Source organism: Streptomyces sp. BK208, assembly GCF_004364245.1.
Lineage (GTDB): Bacteria > Actinomycetota > Actinomycetes > Streptomycetales > Streptomycetaceae > Streptomyces.
The window spans coordinates 40,321-57,325 of record NZ_SOAV01000019.1; the positions used below are offsets into that span (position 1 = coordinate 40,321).

General features: G+C 70.0%; 17 protein-coding genes. 8 read left to right on the forward strand and 9 right to left on the reverse strand.

Annotation, left to right across the window (positions count from 1 at the left end):
* The first annotated feature begins 918 nt into the window (after positions 1 to 918).
* Both EV562_RS33685 and EV562_RS33690 read left to right on the forward strand, forming a co-directional pair.
* The gene (locus EV562_RS33685) at positions 919 to 1,197 is read left to right on the forward strand and encodes a hypothetical protein (protein ID WP_133890666.1); all 279 of its coding nucleotides are present in this window, start codon (positions 919 to 921) and stop codon (positions 1,195 to 1,197) included.
* Positions 1,197 to 2,846 carry an ATP-binding protein gene (locus EV562_RS33690; protein ID WP_133890667.1) on the forward strand — a complete coding sequence of 550 codons (1,650 nt, stop codon included), beginning with the start codon at positions 1,197 to 1,199 and terminating at the stop codon, positions 2,844 to 2,846. Before EV562_RS33685 ends, EV562_RS33690 begins: the two co-directional genes overlap by 1 nt.
* Positions 2,847 to 3,219: 373 nt before the next feature.
* Here EV562_RS33690 and EV562_RS33695 read toward each other — a convergent pair whose 3' ends face one another.
* Complete coding sequence (locus tag EV562_RS33695; protein WP_133890668.1) at positions 3,220 to 3,978, reverse strand: GntR family transcriptional regulator; 759 nt, start codon at positions 3,976 to 3,978, stop codon at positions 3,220 to 3,222.
* Positions 3,979 to 4,293: 315 nt separating this feature from the next.
* Between EV562_RS33695 and EV562_RS33700 the strand changes: the two genes are divergently transcribed.
* Complete coding sequence (locus EV562_RS33700) at positions 4,294 to 4,737, forward strand: ATP-binding protein (protein ID WP_133890669.1); 444 nt, start codon at positions 4,294 to 4,296, stop codon at positions 4,735 to 4,737.
* A gap of 101 nt (positions 4,738 to 4,838) precedes the next feature.
* Here the strand turns inward: EV562_RS33700 and EV562_RS33705 are convergent, their stop codons facing one another.
* A complete protein-coding gene (locus EV562_RS33705) occupies positions 4,839 to 5,600 on the reverse strand; it encodes a phosphoglyceromutase (RefSeq protein WP_133890670.1) in 762 nt (253 codons plus the stop codon).
* 153 nt (positions 5,601 to 5,753) lie between these two features.
* On the opposite strand from EV562_RS33705, the gene EV562_RS33710 reads away from it, so the two are divergent.
* On the forward strand, positions 5,754 to 7,154 hold the full coding sequence (locus EV562_RS33710; protein WP_243860313.1) for an MFS transporter: 1,401 nt from the start codon (positions 5,754 to 5,756) through the stop codon (positions 7,152 to 7,154).
* Positions 7,155 to 7,187: 33 nt separating this feature from the next.
* Here EV562_RS33710 and EV562_RS33715 read toward each other — a convergent pair whose 3' ends face one another.
* A complete protein-coding gene (locus EV562_RS33715; protein WP_133890671.1) occupies positions 7,188 to 7,673 on the reverse strand; it encodes a DUF2000 domain-containing protein in 486 nt (161 codons plus the stop codon).
* A gap of 49 nt (positions 7,674 to 7,722) precedes the next feature.
* Between EV562_RS33715 and EV562_RS33720 the strand changes: the two genes are divergently transcribed.
* Positions 7,723 to 8,550 (forward strand): AraC family transcriptional regulator, encoded by an 828-nt coding sequence (locus tag EV562_RS33720; protein WP_133890672.1) that lies wholly within the window; start codon positions 7,723 to 7,725, stop codon positions 8,548 to 8,550.
* A gap of 34 nt (positions 8,551 to 8,584) precedes the next feature.
* On the opposite strand, the gene EV562_RS33725 is transcribed toward EV562_RS33720, so the two are convergent.
* Together EV562_RS33725 and mshA are read right to left on the reverse strand one after the other, a co-directional pair.
* Positions 8,585 to 9,088, reverse strand: a complete 504-nt coding sequence (locus tag EV562_RS33725; protein ID WP_133890673.1) for a YbjN domain-containing protein — start codon at positions 9,086 to 9,088, stop codon at positions 8,585 to 8,587.
* Positions 9,081 to 10,454, reverse strand: coding sequence for a D-inositol-3-phosphate glycosyltransferase (gene mshA, locus EV562_RS33730; protein WP_133890674.1), 1,374 nt, complete (start codon positions 10,452 to 10,454; stop codon positions 9,081 to 9,083). The genes EV562_RS33725 and mshA overlap by 8 nt, the downstream gene beginning before the upstream one ends.
* 257 nt (positions 10,455 to 10,711) lie before the next feature.
* Here mshA and EV562_RS33735 point away from each other — a divergent pair, with 257 nt between their 5' ends.
* The 3 genes from EV562_RS33735 (at position 10,712) to EV562_RS33745 (ending at position 14,893) form a co-directional block, all read left to right on the forward strand.
* Positions 10,712 to 11,605, forward strand: a complete 894-nt coding sequence (locus tag EV562_RS33735; RefSeq protein ID WP_133890675.1) for a class I SAM-dependent methyltransferase — start codon at positions 10,712 to 10,714, stop codon at positions 11,603 to 11,605.
* 363 nt (positions 11,606 to 11,968) lie between these two features.
* The gene (locus EV562_RS33740) at positions 11,969 to 13,102 is read left to right on the forward strand and encodes a C40 family peptidase (protein WP_133890676.1); all 1,134 of its coding nucleotides are present in this window, start codon (positions 11,969 to 11,971) and stop codon (positions 13,100 to 13,102) included.
* A gap of 285 nt (positions 13,103 to 13,387) precedes the next feature.
* Positions 13,388 to 14,893 carry a fused response regulator/phosphatase gene (locus tag EV562_RS33745; RefSeq protein ID WP_166662130.1) on the forward strand — a complete coding sequence of 502 codons (1,506 nt, stop codon included), beginning with the start codon at positions 13,388 to 13,390 and terminating at the stop codon, positions 14,891 to 14,893.
* Positions 14,894 to 14,962: 69 nt separating this feature from the next.
* Here EV562_RS33745 and EV562_RS33750 read toward each other — a convergent pair whose 3' ends face one another.
* The 4 genes from EV562_RS33750 to EV562_RS33765 all read right to left on the reverse strand — a co-directional run bounded on the left by EV562_RS33750 (position 14,963) and on the right by EV562_RS33765 (position 17,003).
* Positions 14,963 to 15,298 (reverse strand): DUF2516 family protein, encoded by a 336-nt coding sequence (locus EV562_RS33750; protein ID WP_208298484.1) that lies wholly within the window; start codon positions 15,296 to 15,298, stop codon positions 14,963 to 14,965.
* Between the two features lie 112 nt (positions 15,299 to 15,410).
* On the reverse strand, positions 15,411 to 16,040 hold the full coding sequence (locus tag EV562_RS33755) for a hypothetical protein (RefSeq protein ID WP_133890677.1): 630 nt from the start codon (positions 16,038 to 16,040) through the stop codon (positions 15,411 to 15,413).
* A 22-nt stretch (positions 16,041 to 16,062) separates the two neighbouring features.
* Complete coding sequence (locus EV562_RS33760) at positions 16,063 to 16,494, reverse strand: helix-turn-helix transcriptional regulator (RefSeq protein ID WP_133890678.1); 432 nt, start codon at positions 16,492 to 16,494, stop codon at positions 16,063 to 16,065.
* A 149-nt stretch (positions 16,495 to 16,643) separates the two neighbouring features.
* A complete protein-coding gene (locus tag EV562_RS33765; protein ID WP_133890679.1) occupies positions 16,644 to 17,003 on the reverse strand; it encodes a helix-turn-helix domain-containing protein in 360 nt (119 codons plus the stop codon).
* Positions 17,004 to 17,005: the final 2 nt, after the last annotated feature.

A 17,005-nucleotide genomic window follows, 5' to 3' on the forward strand; every position in this document is an offset into this window, starting at 1 on the left:
TCAGGAGCGGTGGGTTCGTGCGCCTGGTGGTCGTCGTTAGTCGTCATTGGCCGCCGCCGAGCGGCCTCGGACGGCCCAGGGACGGCCCAGCTTCGCCGCGCTCGACAGCGGCGGGTTCCCTCGATGTGGCCCGCCTGGGCCTCAGTTGGCGACAGTCAGCCACGACGGCGAGGACGCCGACCGACCGGGCGCGCGTGTGCCTCGCTGCACCCCCACTTGCCTCAGCCACACCATTGATGCCGTCGCCAGAGCGAGCCACGGCGGCCGGCCCGTGACGACGGCGCTGAAGCCCTCAGCTTGGGAAGCCGCGATCACGCGCGACTGGTTCGGGCGCTGACTTCGGCACACGGCTGGGCGCCGGTCTCGTCAGGCGTGCTCGCGCACCTGGTTCCCCGCTCGATCCGGTGCGCTTGCGCGGCAAACTTCACGAAGGCACGAGCTGTGCCACGCAGCGCGTGGTCAGTGCTCACCTCAAGTTCCTCTTGTGCGGTCGGCTCCCGAGTTGTCCAGCCCTGGAGAGCAGCTGCACCTCCGGTGAATCGGCGACCTCTGCCCCAACGGAGGAGCCCTCTAAGCGCTCTCGCGGAGCGAGGGTGAGCCGACTGCTTGACGGGTAGTGTGGAGAGTCAAAGCCGACTAACCTTGGCCGCTGGTGAGGGTCACACCGGTGGGGGGTAGCGCAGACCAATGCCAACAGTCACGCTTACCGATCAAATGCTGTTGCATATTTCCACTAGTAAGAGTGCGACTATATCTGCACTTCCAGTAGGAGGAAGCAAGTATCCGTTTCCTACCGCTCAGCTGCTTCAGCAGATAGTCTCGGATCGCCTACTTCTAGCAGGAGGGCATCTTCGAGCTGGTGACGCCCTCCTTTTTGCAGCACAGTACAGATCGGCTATCAGTCGCTTCTATTACGCGATGTACCAGGCCGCGCGCGCCATCACTTTCGCAGATACTAAAGGCGACGACCATGAGCGCCATAACGTACTGCCACGCAATCTTCCGGGGGCCATTGAGAATTCGGCTCTTCGCGAGACTGAGCTTGTGGACGCCCGCCTGCTGCGAAATCAGGCCGATTACGATATCTACCCAATCAAAGAGTCTGATTGGGAGGATGATGCCCGTGCTCTTTCAGTAACTGCGGCGCAATTCCTCCAGATTTGTGAGTCTTTCGCTCTAACGAATGGATATATCTGATGTCGGCAAGTGACTACGAATCGCATATCGCTCGGGTACTTACCGACGCAGACATCTCCATTGTGCGCGTCGAAGAACGATCGTTCCCAGGGGAACGGTGGGTCCTCATCTGGGTGAATGAGGACTCGATAGCGGCTGCTCAGAGTCTGGCCGGAACCATTGAGCAGGAGCTAAATTCAGTCCATAACACGGAAGGTGAGTCTCTAGCTGTCACCTTCAGGCCGCATCGTACCGATGTTGAGAAGCCTCGAACTCCTACGTCAAACAGCGTCCTTGCGTCGCCGAAGATTGACCAGCTCATCCAGCTACTGGAAGCCCGGTCACGCACATCGGATGCGCTTCCCAGTTTGAAATACATGGAGGACCCGCGCGCAAGCCTGGCTGCTATCGGCGCGTCGCGTCATCACCTCGTCTACGGTCGACGGGGCGTTGGTAAAACCGCGCTCCTCCTTGAAGCGAAGCGCCTTGCGGAGAAGGATGGACATGTAACAACGTGGATGAATGCGCATACTCTGCGGCTGATGGACCCTTCCGCGGCATTCCTTATGATTGCGGAGAGTGTGTTGTCTTCGCTGGTTCAGCATGCAGGCACCTCCCAGGGAGATTCGTTCGCTCGATTGAAAGATCTTGCTGACGAAGTAGCATCCCTTCGAAAAAGGGAAGGAAGTGTAGTCCTCGGCGATGTCATTGCCGACCTGAATAAGGCCTTGCGTGCCGTTTTGCGTGCGGACATTGTTCGACTGTATCTCTACCTCGATGATTTCTATCTTTTTCCGATCTCGTCTCAACCGCATCTGCTGGATCACCTGGCTGGCATGCTGCGCGACTGCGATGGGTGGCTCAAAATCACGAGTATCGAGCGTCTTACTCGGCCGTTCGAGCCTTCGTCGCGTATTGGTATCGAAATTCCACATGACGTCTCAAAGATCGACCTAGATGTGACTTTGGAGGATCCTGAAGCTACCCAAAAATTCTTGGAGTCCGTGCTAACTAACTACACAGATACCGTAGGGATCGCCAAGCCGGCGAGTATTACCCGTGGCGCAGCACTCGGCAGGTTGATTCTTGGATCAGGTGGCGTGCCCAGGGACTACCTGAACCTTTTCGCTTCTTCAATCGTGGCAGCTAGATCTCGTAGCAACGCGCGTGAAGTTGGGCAGGAGGACGTCGCGAATGCTGCCGGGAAGGCGGCGCGAGGTAAGTTGAGAGATCTTGAGCAAGATGTTTCTGCCGATAGTGCGGATTCTTTGACATCGGCACTCGAATATCTCTCTTCATATGTGCGGGGGGAGGGTTATACTTACTTCCGTGTCAATGTTGCTCAAAAATCTCATCCAGCCTATGAAACGCTTGCGCGACTCGTCGACCTCCGGTTCGCGCACTTGATTCAGGCTACGCTCTCGGACCAGCACCGTCAGGGAGTCAAGTATGAGGCGTACATTCTCGATCTGAGTCAGTACTCGGACGTGCGATTGAAGCGGGGACTGCACGTACTTGACCTTGAGGATGGAAACTGGACTCTTCGGGTGAGTGGAAAGGCTAATACGCTGAAGAAATTGAAGAGCACTCTCTTCAGGGACGAGTTGCGACGATCTCCTGTTCTCGACGTCGAAGTTCTTGGGCAGCATGCTGGCCTGGAGACGACGTAAGGACGGCGGAGAGGCTTTAGGCTGGAGTTGCTTCGGGGCGAGTGCCCTTGGCTCCGTAAGCTGACGGCGAGTCGGGCAGTCTGTGGTCCTGCTCGGTGCATCACGGCGTTGGCGCCAGCATCTTGGAGGCTCGTCCCGAAGTCGCTGCCTGGAGCCGTGGAGCCGACCGCGCCCTAGCCGCGACGAATCCCTTTCCTGACTTCAAGCGGCTGATCGCTGCAGAACGCGGCACGGGCGCCGGCCGGGCTGGAGCGGGGCGGAGACAGGAGCGCAGGCCCGGCCGGGGGCCGGGCCGCGCGCGGTGAGCGGAGCGAGCCGCCTTGATGCCCGTGAAGAGGGTTATAACTCGCTCCGGGTCAGGAGCACCCGGGGCTCACGCATCGAAGTCGTACTCCAGGATGTACGAGGCCGCGTCCAGCGTCATTTCGTTGACCTCGACAGGGCGGCCCTCCTCCGTGAACGCGGTGCGGCAGATGAGGATGGCCGGGGTGCCCGCGGACATGCTCAGCTGGGTTGCCTCGTCCGGCGACGGCATGCGTGAGCGGATCTCCTCGCGGAAGTGCACCGGCCCGTGGCCGAGTTCGGCGAGGCGGGCGTACGTGCCGCCGGGGCCGGTGTCCTCCTGCGTGATCGCGGAACCGGCCACCAGGGAAGTGGGCAGGTAGCTCGTCGCCAGCAGGACGGGCTTGCCGTCCAGGACGAAGCGGCGGCGCCGCACGCACACCGTCTCCTGGTCGGCCAGGTCCAGGACCGCGCCCACACCGTCGGGCGCGACCTCCTCGGTCACGCTGACCCGGTCCACTTCGAGGGAGCGGTTCTCGACGTCGGCCGACCAGATGGACCGGCCGTTGCCCCACTGCTGTTGGGCGAGCCTCTGGATGCCCCGACGCCTCAGCGGGCGGAACTCGCGGACGAACACGCCGGCACCCTTGCGGGCCTCGGCGACGCCTTCGTCCCTGAGGACGCTCAAGGCCTGGCGGGCCGTCATGCGGGCCACGCCGTGCGTGGCCATGAGGTCGTTCTCCCCCGGGAGTCGATCACCGGGACCGTACTCGCCCGACCGGATCGCTTCGCGCAACGCGTCGGCGATCCGCTGGTACTTGGGGCGACGGTCGCCTCCGGTGTTGGCCATCCCGTAGACCTCCTCTCCTTCTCTAGACACCTTAGGCCACAGGTTGTCCGTCCGCTCGCTGCGAGTAGCGCCCGAGCCCCTCAAAGCCGCCTCTACACTGGAGATTTGACGTCTCTAGAGATGTTGACCACAGTACCTGTCTAGAGATGTTCCACTGGTCTGGATGAGGGGTGCTGCATGAGGTCATACGCGATGGGTCCTTCGGCGGCTGCCGCGGTGTCGGCGGCGAGAGCGTCGGCTCGGCAGCTCGTCGGCGCGGACGGGTGGGAGCGGCATCACCTCCCTTGCGGCCTCAGCGGCGGGGAGTGAAGGTCCGTGGCATTCGCGATCGACCGCCACCCGTGTGAGGAATCACCACGCCTCGGCGCGATGACCCTGCACCCCGTCGCCGAGTCCGTGCCCCTGTCTCGGCGCTGGTTCCGGAAGTTCCTCACTCCCTACCAGCCGGCCTGCTCGGTCGACGACTGTGTGCTGCTGCTCTCCGAGCTGGTGACCAACGCCGTCGTTCACGGCACGTCGGACGCCCCTTGGCTCGTCCGGGTGGAGTGGTTCCGCGTCGGGACCTCGCTCCGGGTCGAGGTGCACAATCCGGGGCTCCCGGAGAACGTGCGACAGAGGTGCCCCGACGCCGACGACGCGCACGGGCGCGGGCTCCTGCTCGTCGACACCGTCGCCGACTCGTGGCACTCCGGTCCCAGCCACTTCGGCGGAACGGTGGTCTCCTTCACGATGGCCGACGCCTGGCCACCGTCTTCCTGATACGGCCGGGCATCCGGTTACGGGGCCGGAGACGGCCCAGAGGCAGCGAAAAGCCCCCTACCGGCGGAGAAACCGCGGGCAGGGGGCTTACGCGTGGGCGGTTACTTCTTCTTGCCCTGGTTCTTCACGGCCTCGATGGCGGCTGCGGCCGCGTCCGGGTCGAGGTATGTGCCGCCGGGGTTCAGCGGCTTGAACTCGGCGTCGAGTTCGTAGGACAGCGGGATGCCCGTCGGGATGTTCAGGCCCGCGATGTCGGCGTCGGAGATGCCGTCGAGGTGCTTGACCAGGGCGCGCAGCGAGTTGCCGTGGGCGGCGACCAGGACGGTGCGGCCGGTGAGGAGGTCGGGGACGATCGCGTCGAACCAGTACGGCAGCATGCGGCCGACGACGTCCTTGAGGCACTCCGTCTGCGGGCGCAGCTCCGGCGGGAGGGTCGCGTAGCGGGCGTCGGAGAACTGGGAGTACTCGGCGTCGCGGTCCAGCGCGGGCGGCGGGGTGTCGTAGGACCGGCGCCACAGCATGAACTGCTCCTCGCCGAACTCGGCGAGGGTCTGGGCCTTGTCCTTGCCCTGGAGGGCGCCGTAGTGGCGCTCGTTGAGACGCCAGTGGCGGTGGACCGGGATCCAGTGGCGGTCGGCGGCCTCCAGCGCGAGCTGGGCCGTGCGGATCGCGCGCTTCTGGACGGACGTGTGGACCACGTCGGGCAGCAGGCCGGCGTCCTTGAGCAGCTCGCCGCCGCGCGTCGCCTCCTTCTCGCCCTTCGGGGTGAGGTTGACGTCCACCCAGCCGGTGAACAGGTTCTTCTCGTTCCACTCGCTCTCGCCGTGGCGGAGGAGGATCAGCTTGTACGGTGCGTCGGCCATGCTCCCGAGCGTAATCGAACCCCCGGACCCCGTGCTCGGCGCGCCCGCTGGGCGGACGGTTGACGGGAAGTGTTAAACGAGTGGCCCCCGCCCCCACGGCTTCGTAAGTTGTGCTCACCGCATCAGCCGCTTACACCCACCCTCGGGGGACCCATGCCAGTCGCCGGACTCAGACGTGCCGCACGCGAGACCGTGTCCGGGCTCCCCCGCGAGTTCTGGTGGCTGTGGACCAGCACCCTCGTCAACCGGCTCGGTGCCTTCGTCGCCACCTTCATGGCGCTGTACCTGACCATCGACCGCGGCTACTCCGCGACGTACGCCGGTCTGGTCGCCGCCCTGCACGGGCTCGGCGGGGTCGTGTCCTCGCTGGGCGCCGGGGTGATGACCGACCGGCTGGGGCGGCGGCCGACGCTGCTCGTGGCGCAGGCCTCGACCGCGCTGTCGGTCGCGCTGCTCGGCTTCATGCGGGACCCGGTGGCCATCGCCGCCGTCGCCTTCCTGGTCGGCATGGCGAGCAACGCGTCGCGGCCCGCGGTGCAGGCGATGATGGCGGACATCGTGCGGCCCGAGGACCGTATCCGGGCGTTCTCGCTGAACTACTGGGCGATCAACCTCGGTTTCGCGGTCTCCTCCATGGCGGCCGGGTTCATCGCCGAGGTCAGTTATCTCGCCGGGTTCATGATCGAGGCGGGCATGACGCTCGTGTGCGCCGTCCTCGTCTTCGTGAAGCTGCCCGAGTCCAGGCCGCAGCGGACCGGGAGCGCCGACGCGGGCGACAAGGACGCGGCCGTGTCCCTGGGGACCGTGGTGCGCGACGGGCGGTACATGAGCGTCGTCGGGCTGTCCTTCCTGATCGCCGTGATCTTCCAGCAGGCCTACGTGGGGCTGCCCGTCGCCATGGGTGACGCCGGGTTCACTCCCGCCGACTTCGGGCTGGCCATCGCCGTCAACGGGATCCTGATCGTCGTCCTGCAGATCCCCGTCACGCGGTTCATCGAGCACCGCGATCCGCGGCTGCTGCTCGTCGGCTCCTCGCTGCTGGCCGGGTACGGCTTCGGGCTCACCGCCTTCGCCGGGTCGGTCGGGGTCTTCGCCCTCACGGTGTGCGTGTGGACGCTGGCCGAGATCGTCAACGCGCCCACCCAGACCGGGCTCGTCGTCCGCCTCTCCCCCGTGCACGGGCGCGGCCGCTACCAGGGCATGTACACGATGTCCTGGGCGGTTGCCTCCCTGGTCGCCCCGCTGATGTCGGGCTTCGTCATCGACCGCTGGGGCGCCGAGTGGCTGTGGGGCGTCTGCGCCGTCGTCGGCACGGTGGCGGCGGCCGGGTACTGGGGGCTCATGCGGGGCCTGCCCGACGACGCGAGCCCGGCCGGGTCCGAGAGTCCCGCCCTGTCCGAGACGCCGGCGCCGTCCGAGGCCCTGGCCGCGCCCGATGCACCGGCCCTGTCCAAGACATCGGTCGCCTCCGACGCACCGGCCCTGGCCGGGACGCCCGTGACCGGCCCGGGCCGCGCGGCCGGCGACCCCGAGGCCGAGGCCCGCGCCGTCTGACCCGCTGCCCGCGCCGTCTGACCCGCCGCCCGCTCACGGGTGCATCCGCGTCCCCTTCAGCACCTTGTCCACCGCGTTCTTCGGGCCGTACACCGCGAGGCCGACCAGGTCCAGGTCCGCCGTCGCGACGGCCCGTACCGCCGCCCGGTTGTCGCGGTCGTTGCCCGTGGTGAAGAGGTCGGACGTGAAGAGGGCGCGGGGCAGGGCACGGGACAGTACGCGCGCGTGGGCGGCCGTCAGCGTCTCCTTCGTGCCCTCGAAGACCAGCACCGGCTGGCGGAACATCGGCAGGTAGCCGACGGCGTCCGCGTCCTCGTACGGCTCCCCGATCACCTCGGGGAACCGGCTGCCCAGGCCGCTGACCAGGAAGGCCGTGACGTTGAGGCGCTGCCAGGTCTCCAGGTCCTCGCGCAGCAGGACGGCGATCTTGGTGTCGAAGCGGACGGGGGTCCCGGCTCCGGGAGCCTCGGGTGCGTCGGATGCCTCGGGTGCCTCGGGGGCTGCTTCGTGCGTGCTCATACGGTGAGATTGCCGTCCCGCTCCCCGCCCGGTCTTGTACGTTTTTTGCATGGCCGGCCGACGGAGGGACCAGCACAGCGCCCAGCGGAACGTCTCCGCCTGGCGGCCCGGCGTCCCCGGCGTCGTCGAGGTCTTCCACGCGCACTACACCGAGTACGCCTACCCGATGCACGTCCACGACGCCTGGACGCTGCTGATCGTCGACGCCGGCGCCGTACGGTACGACCTCGACCGGCACGAGCACGGCACCCCGCACGACACGGTGTCGCTGCTGCCGCCGCACGTGCCGCACAACGGCTCCCCCGCCACCCCGGACGGCTTCCGCAAGCGCGTCCTGTACCTGGACGCCTCCCGGCTGGGCGACGAGCTGATCGGACCGGCCGTCGACACCCCCGACCTGCGTGATCCGGTGCTGCGCCGGCGGGTCGGGCAACTGCACACCGCGCTCGCGCTGCCCGGGGACGAGCTGGAGGCGGAGAGCAGGCTGACGCTGATCGGCGAGCGGTTGCGCACCCATCTGCGCCCGGCCGGGGACGGCGGGGCCGCGCGCCGGGATCCCGTACTCGCCCGGCGGCTGCGGGAGTTGCTCGACGAGCGGATCGTCGCGGGCATCGGCCTGGACGAGGCGGCGGCGCTCGTGCCCGCCCACCCGGCGCATCTCGTACGGGCGTTCAGCGGCGCCTACGGCATCGCGCCGCACCAGTACCTGATGTCACGCCGGGTCGACCGGGCCCGGCGGCTGCTGCTGGCCGGACGGTCCCCGGCGGACGTGGCCGGTGCCACCGGCTTCTACGACCAGGCCCATCTGACCCGGCACTTCAAGCGGTTGGTGGGGGTCACGCCGGGGCGGTACCGGTCGAGCGGCGCCCGGAGCTGAGGCGCCGGAACCCGCCGAGGCGGCCGGGCGGGGTTCAGTCGCCGGAGCGCTCGATCAGGTGCTGGAACGCCTCCAGGTTCCGCGTGGACTCGCCGCGGGAGGTCCGCCACGCGTACTCCTTGCGGATGGCGGACGCGAAGCCCAGCTCCAGCAGGGTGTTGAAGGCGCCGTCGGCGGCCTCCAGGACCTGGCCGAGGATGCGGTCGATCTCGTCGGGGGTGACGGCGGCCAGGGGCAGCTTGGCGGTGACGTAGATGTCGCCGAGGCGGTCGACGGCGTAACCGACGCCGTAGAGCTTGAGGTTGCGCTCCAGCAGCCAGCGGTGGACGGCCGGTTCGTTCTCGTCGGGGTGGCGGATGACGAAGGCGTTCAGGGAGAGGGAGTGCCGGCCGACGAGCAGGGAGACCGTCGTGGACAGCTTGCGGGTGCCGGGGAGCTTGACGACGAAGTTGCCGGGCTCGGGGCTCTCCCACTCCAGCTCGGCGTCCTTCAGCGCTCCCTCGACGACCTGTGCTGCCTTGTCCGGTGCCTCAGCCATGATGCGAGCGTACGCGACGGCGGTGCGACTGGATCGCGGCCGTGTAGACGTCGGCCGTCGCGGCGGCGGCGCTGTCCCAGCCGAAGGACTGGGCGTGCCGGGCCGCGGCGTCGCCCATGCGGGGCGTCAGGTCGGGGTTGTCGGCGAAGTCGCGCAGCACGCGCGCGTACGCGACGGGGTCGTGGCCCTCGACGAGCCGGCCGGTGTGCCCGTCGCGCACCGCGACCGGCAGCCCGCCCACCGCGGCGGCCAGCACCGGCGTACCGGCCGCCTGAGCCTCTATGGCGACCAGCCCGAAGGACTCGCTGTAGGACGGCATGACCAGCACGGACGCGGCCCGGAACCAGTCGGCGAGCTGCTCCTGCCCGACGGGCGGGCGGAAGCGCACGACGTCGGCGATGCCGAGCCGCGCGGCGAGTTTCTGCAGGCCCTCCGGCTTGGCGAGGCCGCTGCCGCTGGGTCCGCCGACGACGGGGACGACGATGCGGGAGCGCAGCTCGGGGCGTTCGTCGAGGAGTACGGCGACGGCGCGCAGCAGGATGTCCGGCGCCTTCAGGGGCTGTATGCGGCCGGCGAAGAGCGGGATCAGCGCGTCCTGGGGCAGGCCGAGGCGGGCGCGGGCGGCGGCGCGGGCGTTGCCCTGCCGGCCGGGGCCGGGGACGGTACCCCGGGGGAAGGGGCGGAAGCGGTCGAGGTTCACGCCGGGGTGCACGACGGCGACCCTGCCGGGGTCGGCGTCGTAGTGGCGGACGAGTTCGTCGGCCTCCTCCGCCGTGTTGGCGATCAGGCGGTCGGAGGCGGCGACGATCTGGGTCTCGCCGATGACGCGGGCGGCCGGTTCGGGGGTGTCGCCCTCGGCGAGGTTGGCGTTCTTGACCTTGGCCATGGTGTGCATCGCGTGCACCAGGGGGGCGCCCCAGCGCTGGGCGGCGAGCCAGCCGACGTGGCCGGAGAGCCAGTAGTGGGAGTGCACGAGGTCGTAGTGGCCGGGCCGGTGATCGGCCCAGGCCTGCATCACGCCGTGCGTGAAGGCGCAGAGCTGGGCGGGCAGCTCCTCCTTGGCCAGGCCCTCGTACGGGCCCGCGTCGACGTGCCGGACGAGGACGCCGGGGGCCAGCTCGACGGCCGGCGGGAGGGCCGCGGTGGTCGCCCGCGTGAAGATCTCGACCTCGATGTTGATCGCGGCGAGGCGCTGCGCCAGCTCGACGATGTAGACGTTCATGCCGCCGGCGTCGCCGGTGCCGGGCTGGTGGAGCGGTGAGGTGTGCACGGAGAGCATGGCGACGCGGCGGGGCCTGCGCAGCACCCGGAGCCGCGGGGAGGCCGCCGGTGAGCGGCGCCCGAGCCTGCTGACGTACTGGCTCACGAGCCGTTCCTCCTCGCTGCGGGCATGCCGGTCGGAGGACCTGGACTGCCCTCCAAGGGGTGGGAACACCGGGCGGGCGGTGCTCCATTCCGTTTTTCCGACCTTTGCCGAATCATTACCTCCTGTCGCTCAACCGTTCGATGACCGGACGGGTCCCCGGCGTGCGGCGGCGAGCGGCGGGCGCCCTGCCTCCGGGGTGCGGGTACCACCGTCCCGTGGACGAATGCCGGAGGGCCGGACGCAATACCCTCGTAGGCATGCCACCCCGTGCCGCCGCCACCCGCCCCGTGGGCACGGTCACGCGCGGCACGACGAATCCCAACCGGTTGCGCCGCATGGACCGCTGGATCGCGGCCACGCACGGCGCCGAACTGCGCCGGGCCGCCGATCCCGTCGCCGTCGATCTCGGTTACGGCGCGGCCCCCTGGACCGCCGTCGAGCTGCTGCACCGCCTGCGCACGGTCGCGCCGCACGCGCGCGTGGTGGGCGTCGAGATCGACCCGGCGCGGGTGGCGGCGGCCCAGCCGTACGCGCGCGAGGGGCTCGACTTCCGGCACGGCGGCTTCGAGGTCCCCGTCGCCGGGCCCCCGCTGCTGATCCGCGCGGCGAACGTGCTGCGCCAGTACGACGAGGGCGAGGTCGCCGCCGTCTGGCAGCGGCTGTGCGCGCGGCTCGCGTCGGCCTCGACGCCGTCACCCTCGCCGTCACCGAGGGCGGGATCCGCGTCGAGCCCGTCGGGGCACTCGGGGCACTCGGGGCACTCGGGGCACTCGCGCGGCGGGCTACTGGTCGAGGGCACCTGCGACGAGATCGGGCGCCGGCACGTGTGGGTGGCGCTGGGGCCCGAGGGGCCGCGCACGGTCACCTTCGCGACCCGGCTCGGCTCCCTGGAACGCCCCTCCGACCTGGCCGAACGGCTGCCTAAGGCGCTCATCCACCGCAATGTCCCCGGCGAGCCCGTGCACGCCTTCCTGCGGGACTTCGACCGCGCCTGGGCGGCTGCCGCGCCCTACGCCTCGTACGGCGCCCGCCAGCGCTGGATACGGGCCGTGCGGGACCTGACGGCCGACTGGCCGGTGTCGGACGGGCCGGTGCGGTGGCGGCAGGGCGAAGTGACGGTGCGGTGGGAGGCGTTGGCGCCCCGCGCGTGAACCGGCGGCGGGCCGGACGGCACGACTCCCGAGCCGGAACCGGGGCCGGAAGCCGGTCCGGGACCGGAACCAGGCAGGGACCCGGACCCCGAACCGGCGCCGGAACCAGGCAGGGCCCGGACCCCGAACCGGAACCGCACCCCGAAACGGGAGCCGGATCCCGAGCCGGAACCGGCCCCCCCCGGCCGCACCCCGGCCGGGGAACGATTCCCGTGCGGCGCTCGTCACACCGCCGAGGACACCGCCGGAGGCGTACGAGGGGACACAAGAGGACAGCACGGCCTCTGTCGCTTTCCGCGCCGGCATGGCACGATCCCCCGAGCGGCCTATGTTACTGACGGTTAATCAGGTTGGGGGCGAGGTATGCGCACGGGGAAGCATGGCTGGACGACCGCCGCCGTGACCGTGGTCTGCACGGTCACCGTGCTGGCGGCACCGGGTACGGCGTTCGCCGACCCGGGACCCTCACCGTCCACGTCGCCGGGCGCCTCCGCCGCCTCCCCCGCGCCGACGGCCCCCGCCGCCACGCCCGGCAGGGACCTGGAAGCCGTACGCAAGAAACTCGACGGGCTCTACCGCGCGGCGGCCTCGGCCACGGAGGAGTACAACGCCGCCGAGGAGAAGGCCGAGAAGCAGAACGCCGAGATCGTCGAGCTGGGCAAGAAGGTCGTCGCGGGCCAGAAGAAGCTGGACCGCCTCAAGGACCGGGCCGGAGCCGCGGCCCGCGCCCAGTACCGCACCGGCGGCCTGCCCGACGGGGCCAAGCTGGTCCTGAGCGACGACCCCGAGGACTTCCTCGACGGCACCGGCCGGGTGATCCAGGGGCAGCGCGCCACCAAGGGTCTGCTGGGCGAGCTGACCCGCGCCCAGGAGGACCTGAAGACCTACAGGGCGGACGCCTCCGCCCGTCTCGAGGAGCTGGAGGCGAACCGCAAGGTCAAGGCCACCGCCCAGAAGAAGATCGAGAAGCAGGTCGCGGCGGCCGAGAAGCTGGAGTCCGAGCTGGAGAAGGAGGAGAAGGAGCGCCTGGCCCGCCTGGAGAAGCAGGCGCAGGCCGACGCCCAGACCGCCTGGCTCGGCTCCGGCATCCTCGACGACCTCGGCACCCAGGCGACCGAGCGGGGCCGCAAGGCGGTCGAGTACGCCACCGCCCAGATCGGGAAGCCGTACCAGTGGGGCGCCGAGGGTCCGAAGTCCTTCGACTGCTCCGGCCTCACCTCGCAGGCCTGGGTGTCGGCGGGGCGGACGATCCCCCGCACCTCGCAGGAGCAGTGGAAGCGGCTGGAGCACGTCGACATCGAGGACATGCGCCCCGGCGACCTGATCATCTACTTCGACGACGCCAGCCACGTCGGCATGTACGTCGGCGACGGCTCGGTCGTGCACGCCCCGCGCCCGGGGCGCTCGATCACCGTCGCGGGCGCGGGCTCGATGCCGATCCTCGGCGTGGTCCGCCCGGACCCGGCGCAGGAACAGGCCACCGCGCCGAAGGAGTGACCCGGATTACGCGCCCCGTGCCCCGTGCCCCGTGCCGGGCACGTGAGGCGGCCCACGTGACCCAGTCCACGCCCCGCGCCCCGACCCGCGTGACGTTCGTCATCCCCGGGGTCCGGACGTCCTGTCCAACTGCGGGGGAAAACGCGCCATATGACAGTGGCCGACGGCCGTCCGACGTGTTCTGGACCATTCCGCAGCGGTGCGGTCACCCGCTATGGTCCCCGTCGGTGGGTCGAGGTCCCTCGCCCCGCCATGCCCTCGGGGGGAGGGAAGGAAACCAAGACGATGCCCGTACCCGTACCGCGGCAGAGGGCGATCCCGGCCGTGGAGTGTGGTCAGGCGCCCGTCGCGTTCCCGGACAGCGGCCCTTCCACGGAACAGGCCCCGTCCGGGACGAACCCGGCCGAGAACCCCACCATCCAGCGAGCACCCGCCCGAGAGACCACCACGGAGAAGCGCGAGAAGCCCACGGACACCAGCAGCGGCACCAGCACCGGCATCGACCGCACGGGCCCTGACACCGGCACCGGCACCGGCACCGGCCGTACGGTCGGCGGCCGCAAGGACAACGCGGTCCCCACGAACCTGACGGTGCTGCTGATCGAGGACGACCCGGCCGGCTCGCCGATCGTCCCCGAGCTGCAGGACCAGGCCGGCAAGCCGATCCGCGTCCGCACCGCGCGCAACCTCACCGAGGCCGGGCGGCTGCTGACCGACGACGTCCACTGCATCCTGCTGGACCTCGCCCTGTCGGCGCCCGCCCCGGCCCGCCCGAGCGGCGAGGGCTCCGGCGACGGTGAGGGTGCCGGCGCGGGCACCGACGAGCTGGCGGTGCTCCGGCACGTCCTGGAGCTCGCGCCCCGGCACGCCGTGCTCGCCCTGACCGCCTCCAGCGACGCCGAGCGCGGCGCCGAGGCCGTGGCGGTCGGCGCGCAGGACTACCTGTTCCGCGACGAGCTGGACGGGCGCCTGCTGAGCCGCGCGATCCGCTACGCCGTCGAGCGCAAGCGGTCCGACTCGGCCGAGCGGCGGCTGGCCGAGGGCCGGCTGCGGGCGCAGGAGAACCGCCGCCTGGAGCGCGGTCTGCTGCCGACCCCGCTGCTGGCCGGTTCCTCGCTGCGCTTCGCCGCCCGCTACCGTCCGGGCCGCTCCCGCGCGCTGCTCGGCGGCGACTTCTACGACGTCGTGCGCACCCCGGACGGCACCGTGCACGCCATGATCGGCGACGTCTGCGGGCACGGCCCGGACGAGGCGGCGCTCGGGGTGGAGCTGCGGATCGCCTGGCGGGCGCTGACCCTCGCGGGGCTCTGCGGCGACGAGCTGCTCGGCACGCTGCAGCAGGTGCTGGAGCACGAGCGCTCGGACGACGAGATCTTCGCGACCCTGTGCGCCGTGGACATCTCCCCGGACGGCCGCCGCGCCGGCCTGTGCCTGGCCGGACACCCGTCCCCGCTGATCGCCGCTCCGGGCGTGCCGGCGCGGCTGCTGCCCTACGACAACAACGGCCCGGCGCTGGGGCTGCTGCCGGGCGCCCGCTGGCCGCGGATGCAGGTGGAGCTGGGCGCCGAGTGGAGCCTGATGCTCTACACCGACGGCCTGATCGAGGGCCGGATCGGTGAGGGCCGCGAGCGGCTGGGCCAGGACGGCATGGTGGAGATGGTCCGCCGCCAGCGCGCCGCGGGCCTGGGCGGCGAGGAGCTGCTGCGGGCCGCCGTCAACGAGGTCCGCGAACTCAACGGCGGCGAACTGGCCGACGACGTGGCGGTCGTCCTGCTGGACCGGACGGCCTGAGCCGCCCGGTCCCGGTGACCCCGCGGGCGGGGAGGCCCGTCAGCGTGATCCCGCGGGCGGGGAGGTCCGTCAGCGTCCGCCGTTGTACGGCCCGTACGGGCCGTCGCTGCTGGAGCCGCGGCGGCTGCTGCGGCCGCCGCCGGACAGGCCGCGCAGGGCGGGCCGCACGTCGACCATGTACACGATCGTCGCGATGAGGCCGATGATCGGCAGGAACGCCAGGATCGGGAAGATCAGGCTCACCACGAAGGCGAGCCCGAGGATGATCAGCCAGAACGGCTTGGTCTTCTTGTCCGCCGCGCGGTAGGCGTCCTCACGGCGCGTGGCGGCGTCGATCAACGCGAAGCCGGTGAAAACCATCAGGGCGATGTTCAGCAGCCCCAGGAAGTTCGCGAACCCCTGCATCAGCACAACGTCCACCACCAGACTCGGTTCTTCATTACGCGGTCACCGTACCCGCAGAACGAGCCGGACACCCCGAGGGTGCCCGGCCGCTCCCCACTCGTGACGCGCCCCACTACTTGGCGGGCGGCGTCGTCTTCTTGGCGGTGGTGGGCTTCTTCGCCGGGGCCTTGCGCGGGGCGGGGGTGGTCTTCTTCGCCGCGGCGGACTTGTCCTCGGTGACGCGGACGGGCTCGGAGGTGGACGCCGCGGGCTTCGCCGGGGCCGGCTTGGACGGCTCGACGGCCACCGCGAGGTCCTCCACGTCCACGGCGAGGTCCTCGATGCCGTCGGCGGCCTGGCCGCGCCAGGTGCGCACCGCGTGCTCGCCGCGCTCGGCGACCTTCTCGTAGGCCTCCCGGGCCTTGACGGCGTACTCGGCGGCGACGCCGACGGAGCGCAGCGCGAGGTCCTGCGCGCTCTCGCCGAGCTTCTTGAAGTCGGCGTCGAGAGAACCGAAGAGCTCGTTGGCCTTGGCCTGGAGGCTCCCCTGGGTCTCCTTGACGCGGGCCGTCGCCTTCTCCTGGACGGCCTTCGGGTCGGTGTTGCGTACGGCGTCGATCCGCGCCGGGGCCTGGGCCCGCAGCTGCTCCACCAGCACCGGCACCTTCTTGGCCTGCTGGAAGGCGAGGTCGGCGGTGCCGGCGGCGAAGTAGAGCGGGGTGGGGTCGCTGAAGGTCTTGCGCAGGTCGTCGGTGATGGCCATGGTGATGGTCCTCCGGAATTGCTTACGGATGAGGGTTTCGTACGGATGCAGCCCCGTCGACAGCGGCATCGGCATCGTCTTCGGTACCCGAGTCCGCCTCGGTCACGAACCCGTTCTCCTTGCGGAAGGACTCGTAGACCTGGAGCAGCACCTGCTTCTGCCGCTCGTTCAGCGAGGGGTCGGCGAGGATGACCGCACGCGTCTCCACGTCGTCCCGGTCCCGCTCGGCGTCGAGGATCCCCGCACGGACGTACAGGGTCTCGGCGGAGATGCGCAGCGCCTTGGCGACCTGCTGCAACACCTCCGCGCTCGGCTTGCGCAGCCCGCGCTCGATCTGACTCAGGTACGGGTTGGAAACGCCCGCGGCGTCGGCGAGCTGCCGCAACGACAGCTGCGCGTTGCGCCGCTGCTCGCGCAGGTACTCACCGAGATTGCCGACGTTGAGCGATGCCATGACTCCAGCATGCGACATCCCGCTAACTATTGCAAGCAACCTGCTTGCAATAGTGTTTTCCCGGCCCTCCCCCCGGCCGCCGTACCCACTTTTTTGTGCGTACTGGGCACCGTGCCGGACCCGTCGGAGACTGTGGGGGCAGGCGGGGGTCAGGAGGTCGCGCGGGCGGCGGTTCCGGGGTCCGTCAGCCGGTCCAGGCGGCGGTGGCCCCAGTCGGAGAGGGGAGAGAGGGCCTCGGCGAGATCTCGTCCGAACGCCGTCAGGGAGTACTCGGTCCGCAGCGGCAACACGTCGTAGACCCGGCGGTCCACCAGGCCGTCCGCCTCCATCTCGCGCAGCGCCTGGGTCAGCACCTTCTCGGTCAGGCCCGGCGCCCTCCGGCGCAGCTCGGCCGGACGGTGCGGGCCGGACTCCAGCAGCCACAGCAGCGTGGTCTTCCACTTGCCCTCGATCACGGCGATCGCGGCGGTCACTCCGCAGACGTTCGGGTCGTGGCGCCGGTGTGCCATGA

What these genes read in the sequence shown, in the direction of transcription:
- EV562_RS33685 (WP_133890666.1), top strand. Translation starts at nt 919, where the DNA reads ATGTACCAGGCCGCGCGCGCCATCACTTTCGCAGATACTAAAGGCGAC.
- EV562_RS33690 (WP_133890667.1), top strand. Translation starts at nt 1,197, where the DNA reads ATGTCGGCAAGTGACTACGAATCGCATATCGCTCGGGTACTTACCGAC.
- EV562_RS33695 (WP_133890668.1), bottom strand. Translation starts at nt 3,978, where the DNA reads ATGGCCAACACCGGAGGCGACCGTCGCCCCAAGTACCAGCGGATCGCC.
- EV562_RS33705 (WP_133890670.1), bottom strand. Translation starts at nt 5,600, where the DNA reads ATGGCCGACGCACCGTACAAGCTGATCCTCCTCCGCCACGGCGAGAGC.
- EV562_RS33710 (WP_243860313.1), top strand. Translation starts at nt 5,754, where the DNA reads ATGCCAGTCGCCGGACTCAGACGTGCCGCACGCGAGACCGTGTCCGGG.
- EV562_RS33715 (WP_133890671.1), bottom strand. Translation starts at nt 7,673, where the DNA reads ATGAGCACGCACGAAGCAGCCCCCGAGGCACCCGAGGCATCCGACGCA.
- EV562_RS33720 (WP_133890672.1), top strand. Translation starts at nt 7,723, where the DNA reads ATGGCCGGCCGACGGAGGGACCAGCACAGCGCCCAGCGGAACGTCTCC.
- EV562_RS33725 (WP_133890673.1), bottom strand. Translation starts at nt 9,088, where the DNA reads ATGGCTGAGGCACCGGACAAGGCAGCACAGGTCGTCGAGGGAGCGCTG.
- EV562_RS33735 (WP_133890675.1), top strand. Translation starts at nt 10,712, where the DNA reads ATGCCACCCCGTGCCGCCGCCACCCGCCCCGTGGGCACGGTCACGCGC.
- EV562_RS33740 (WP_133890676.1), top strand. Translation starts at nt 11,969, where the DNA reads ATGCGCACGGGGAAGCATGGCTGGACGACCGCCGCCGTGACCGTGGTC.
- EV562_RS33745 (WP_166662130.1), top strand. Translation starts at nt 13,388, where the DNA reads ATGCCCGTACCCGTACCGCGGCAGAGGGCGATCCCGGCCGTGGAGTGT.
- EV562_RS33750 (WP_208298484.1), bottom strand. Translation starts at nt 15,298, where the DNA reads ATGCAGGGGTTCGCGAACTTCCTGGGGCTGCTGAACATCGCCCTGATG.
- EV562_RS33755 (WP_133890677.1), bottom strand. Translation starts at nt 16,040, where the DNA reads ATGGCCATCACCGACGACCTGCGCAAGACCTTCAGCGACCCCACCCCG.
- EV562_RS33760 (WP_133890678.1), bottom strand. Translation starts at nt 16,494, where the DNA reads ATGGCATCGCTCAACGTCGGCAATCTCGGTGAGTACCTGCGCGAGCAG.
- EV562_RS33765 (WP_133890679.1), bottom strand. Translation starts at nt 17,003, where the DNA reads ATGGCACACCGGCGCCACGACCCGAACGTCTGCGGAGTGACCGCCGCG.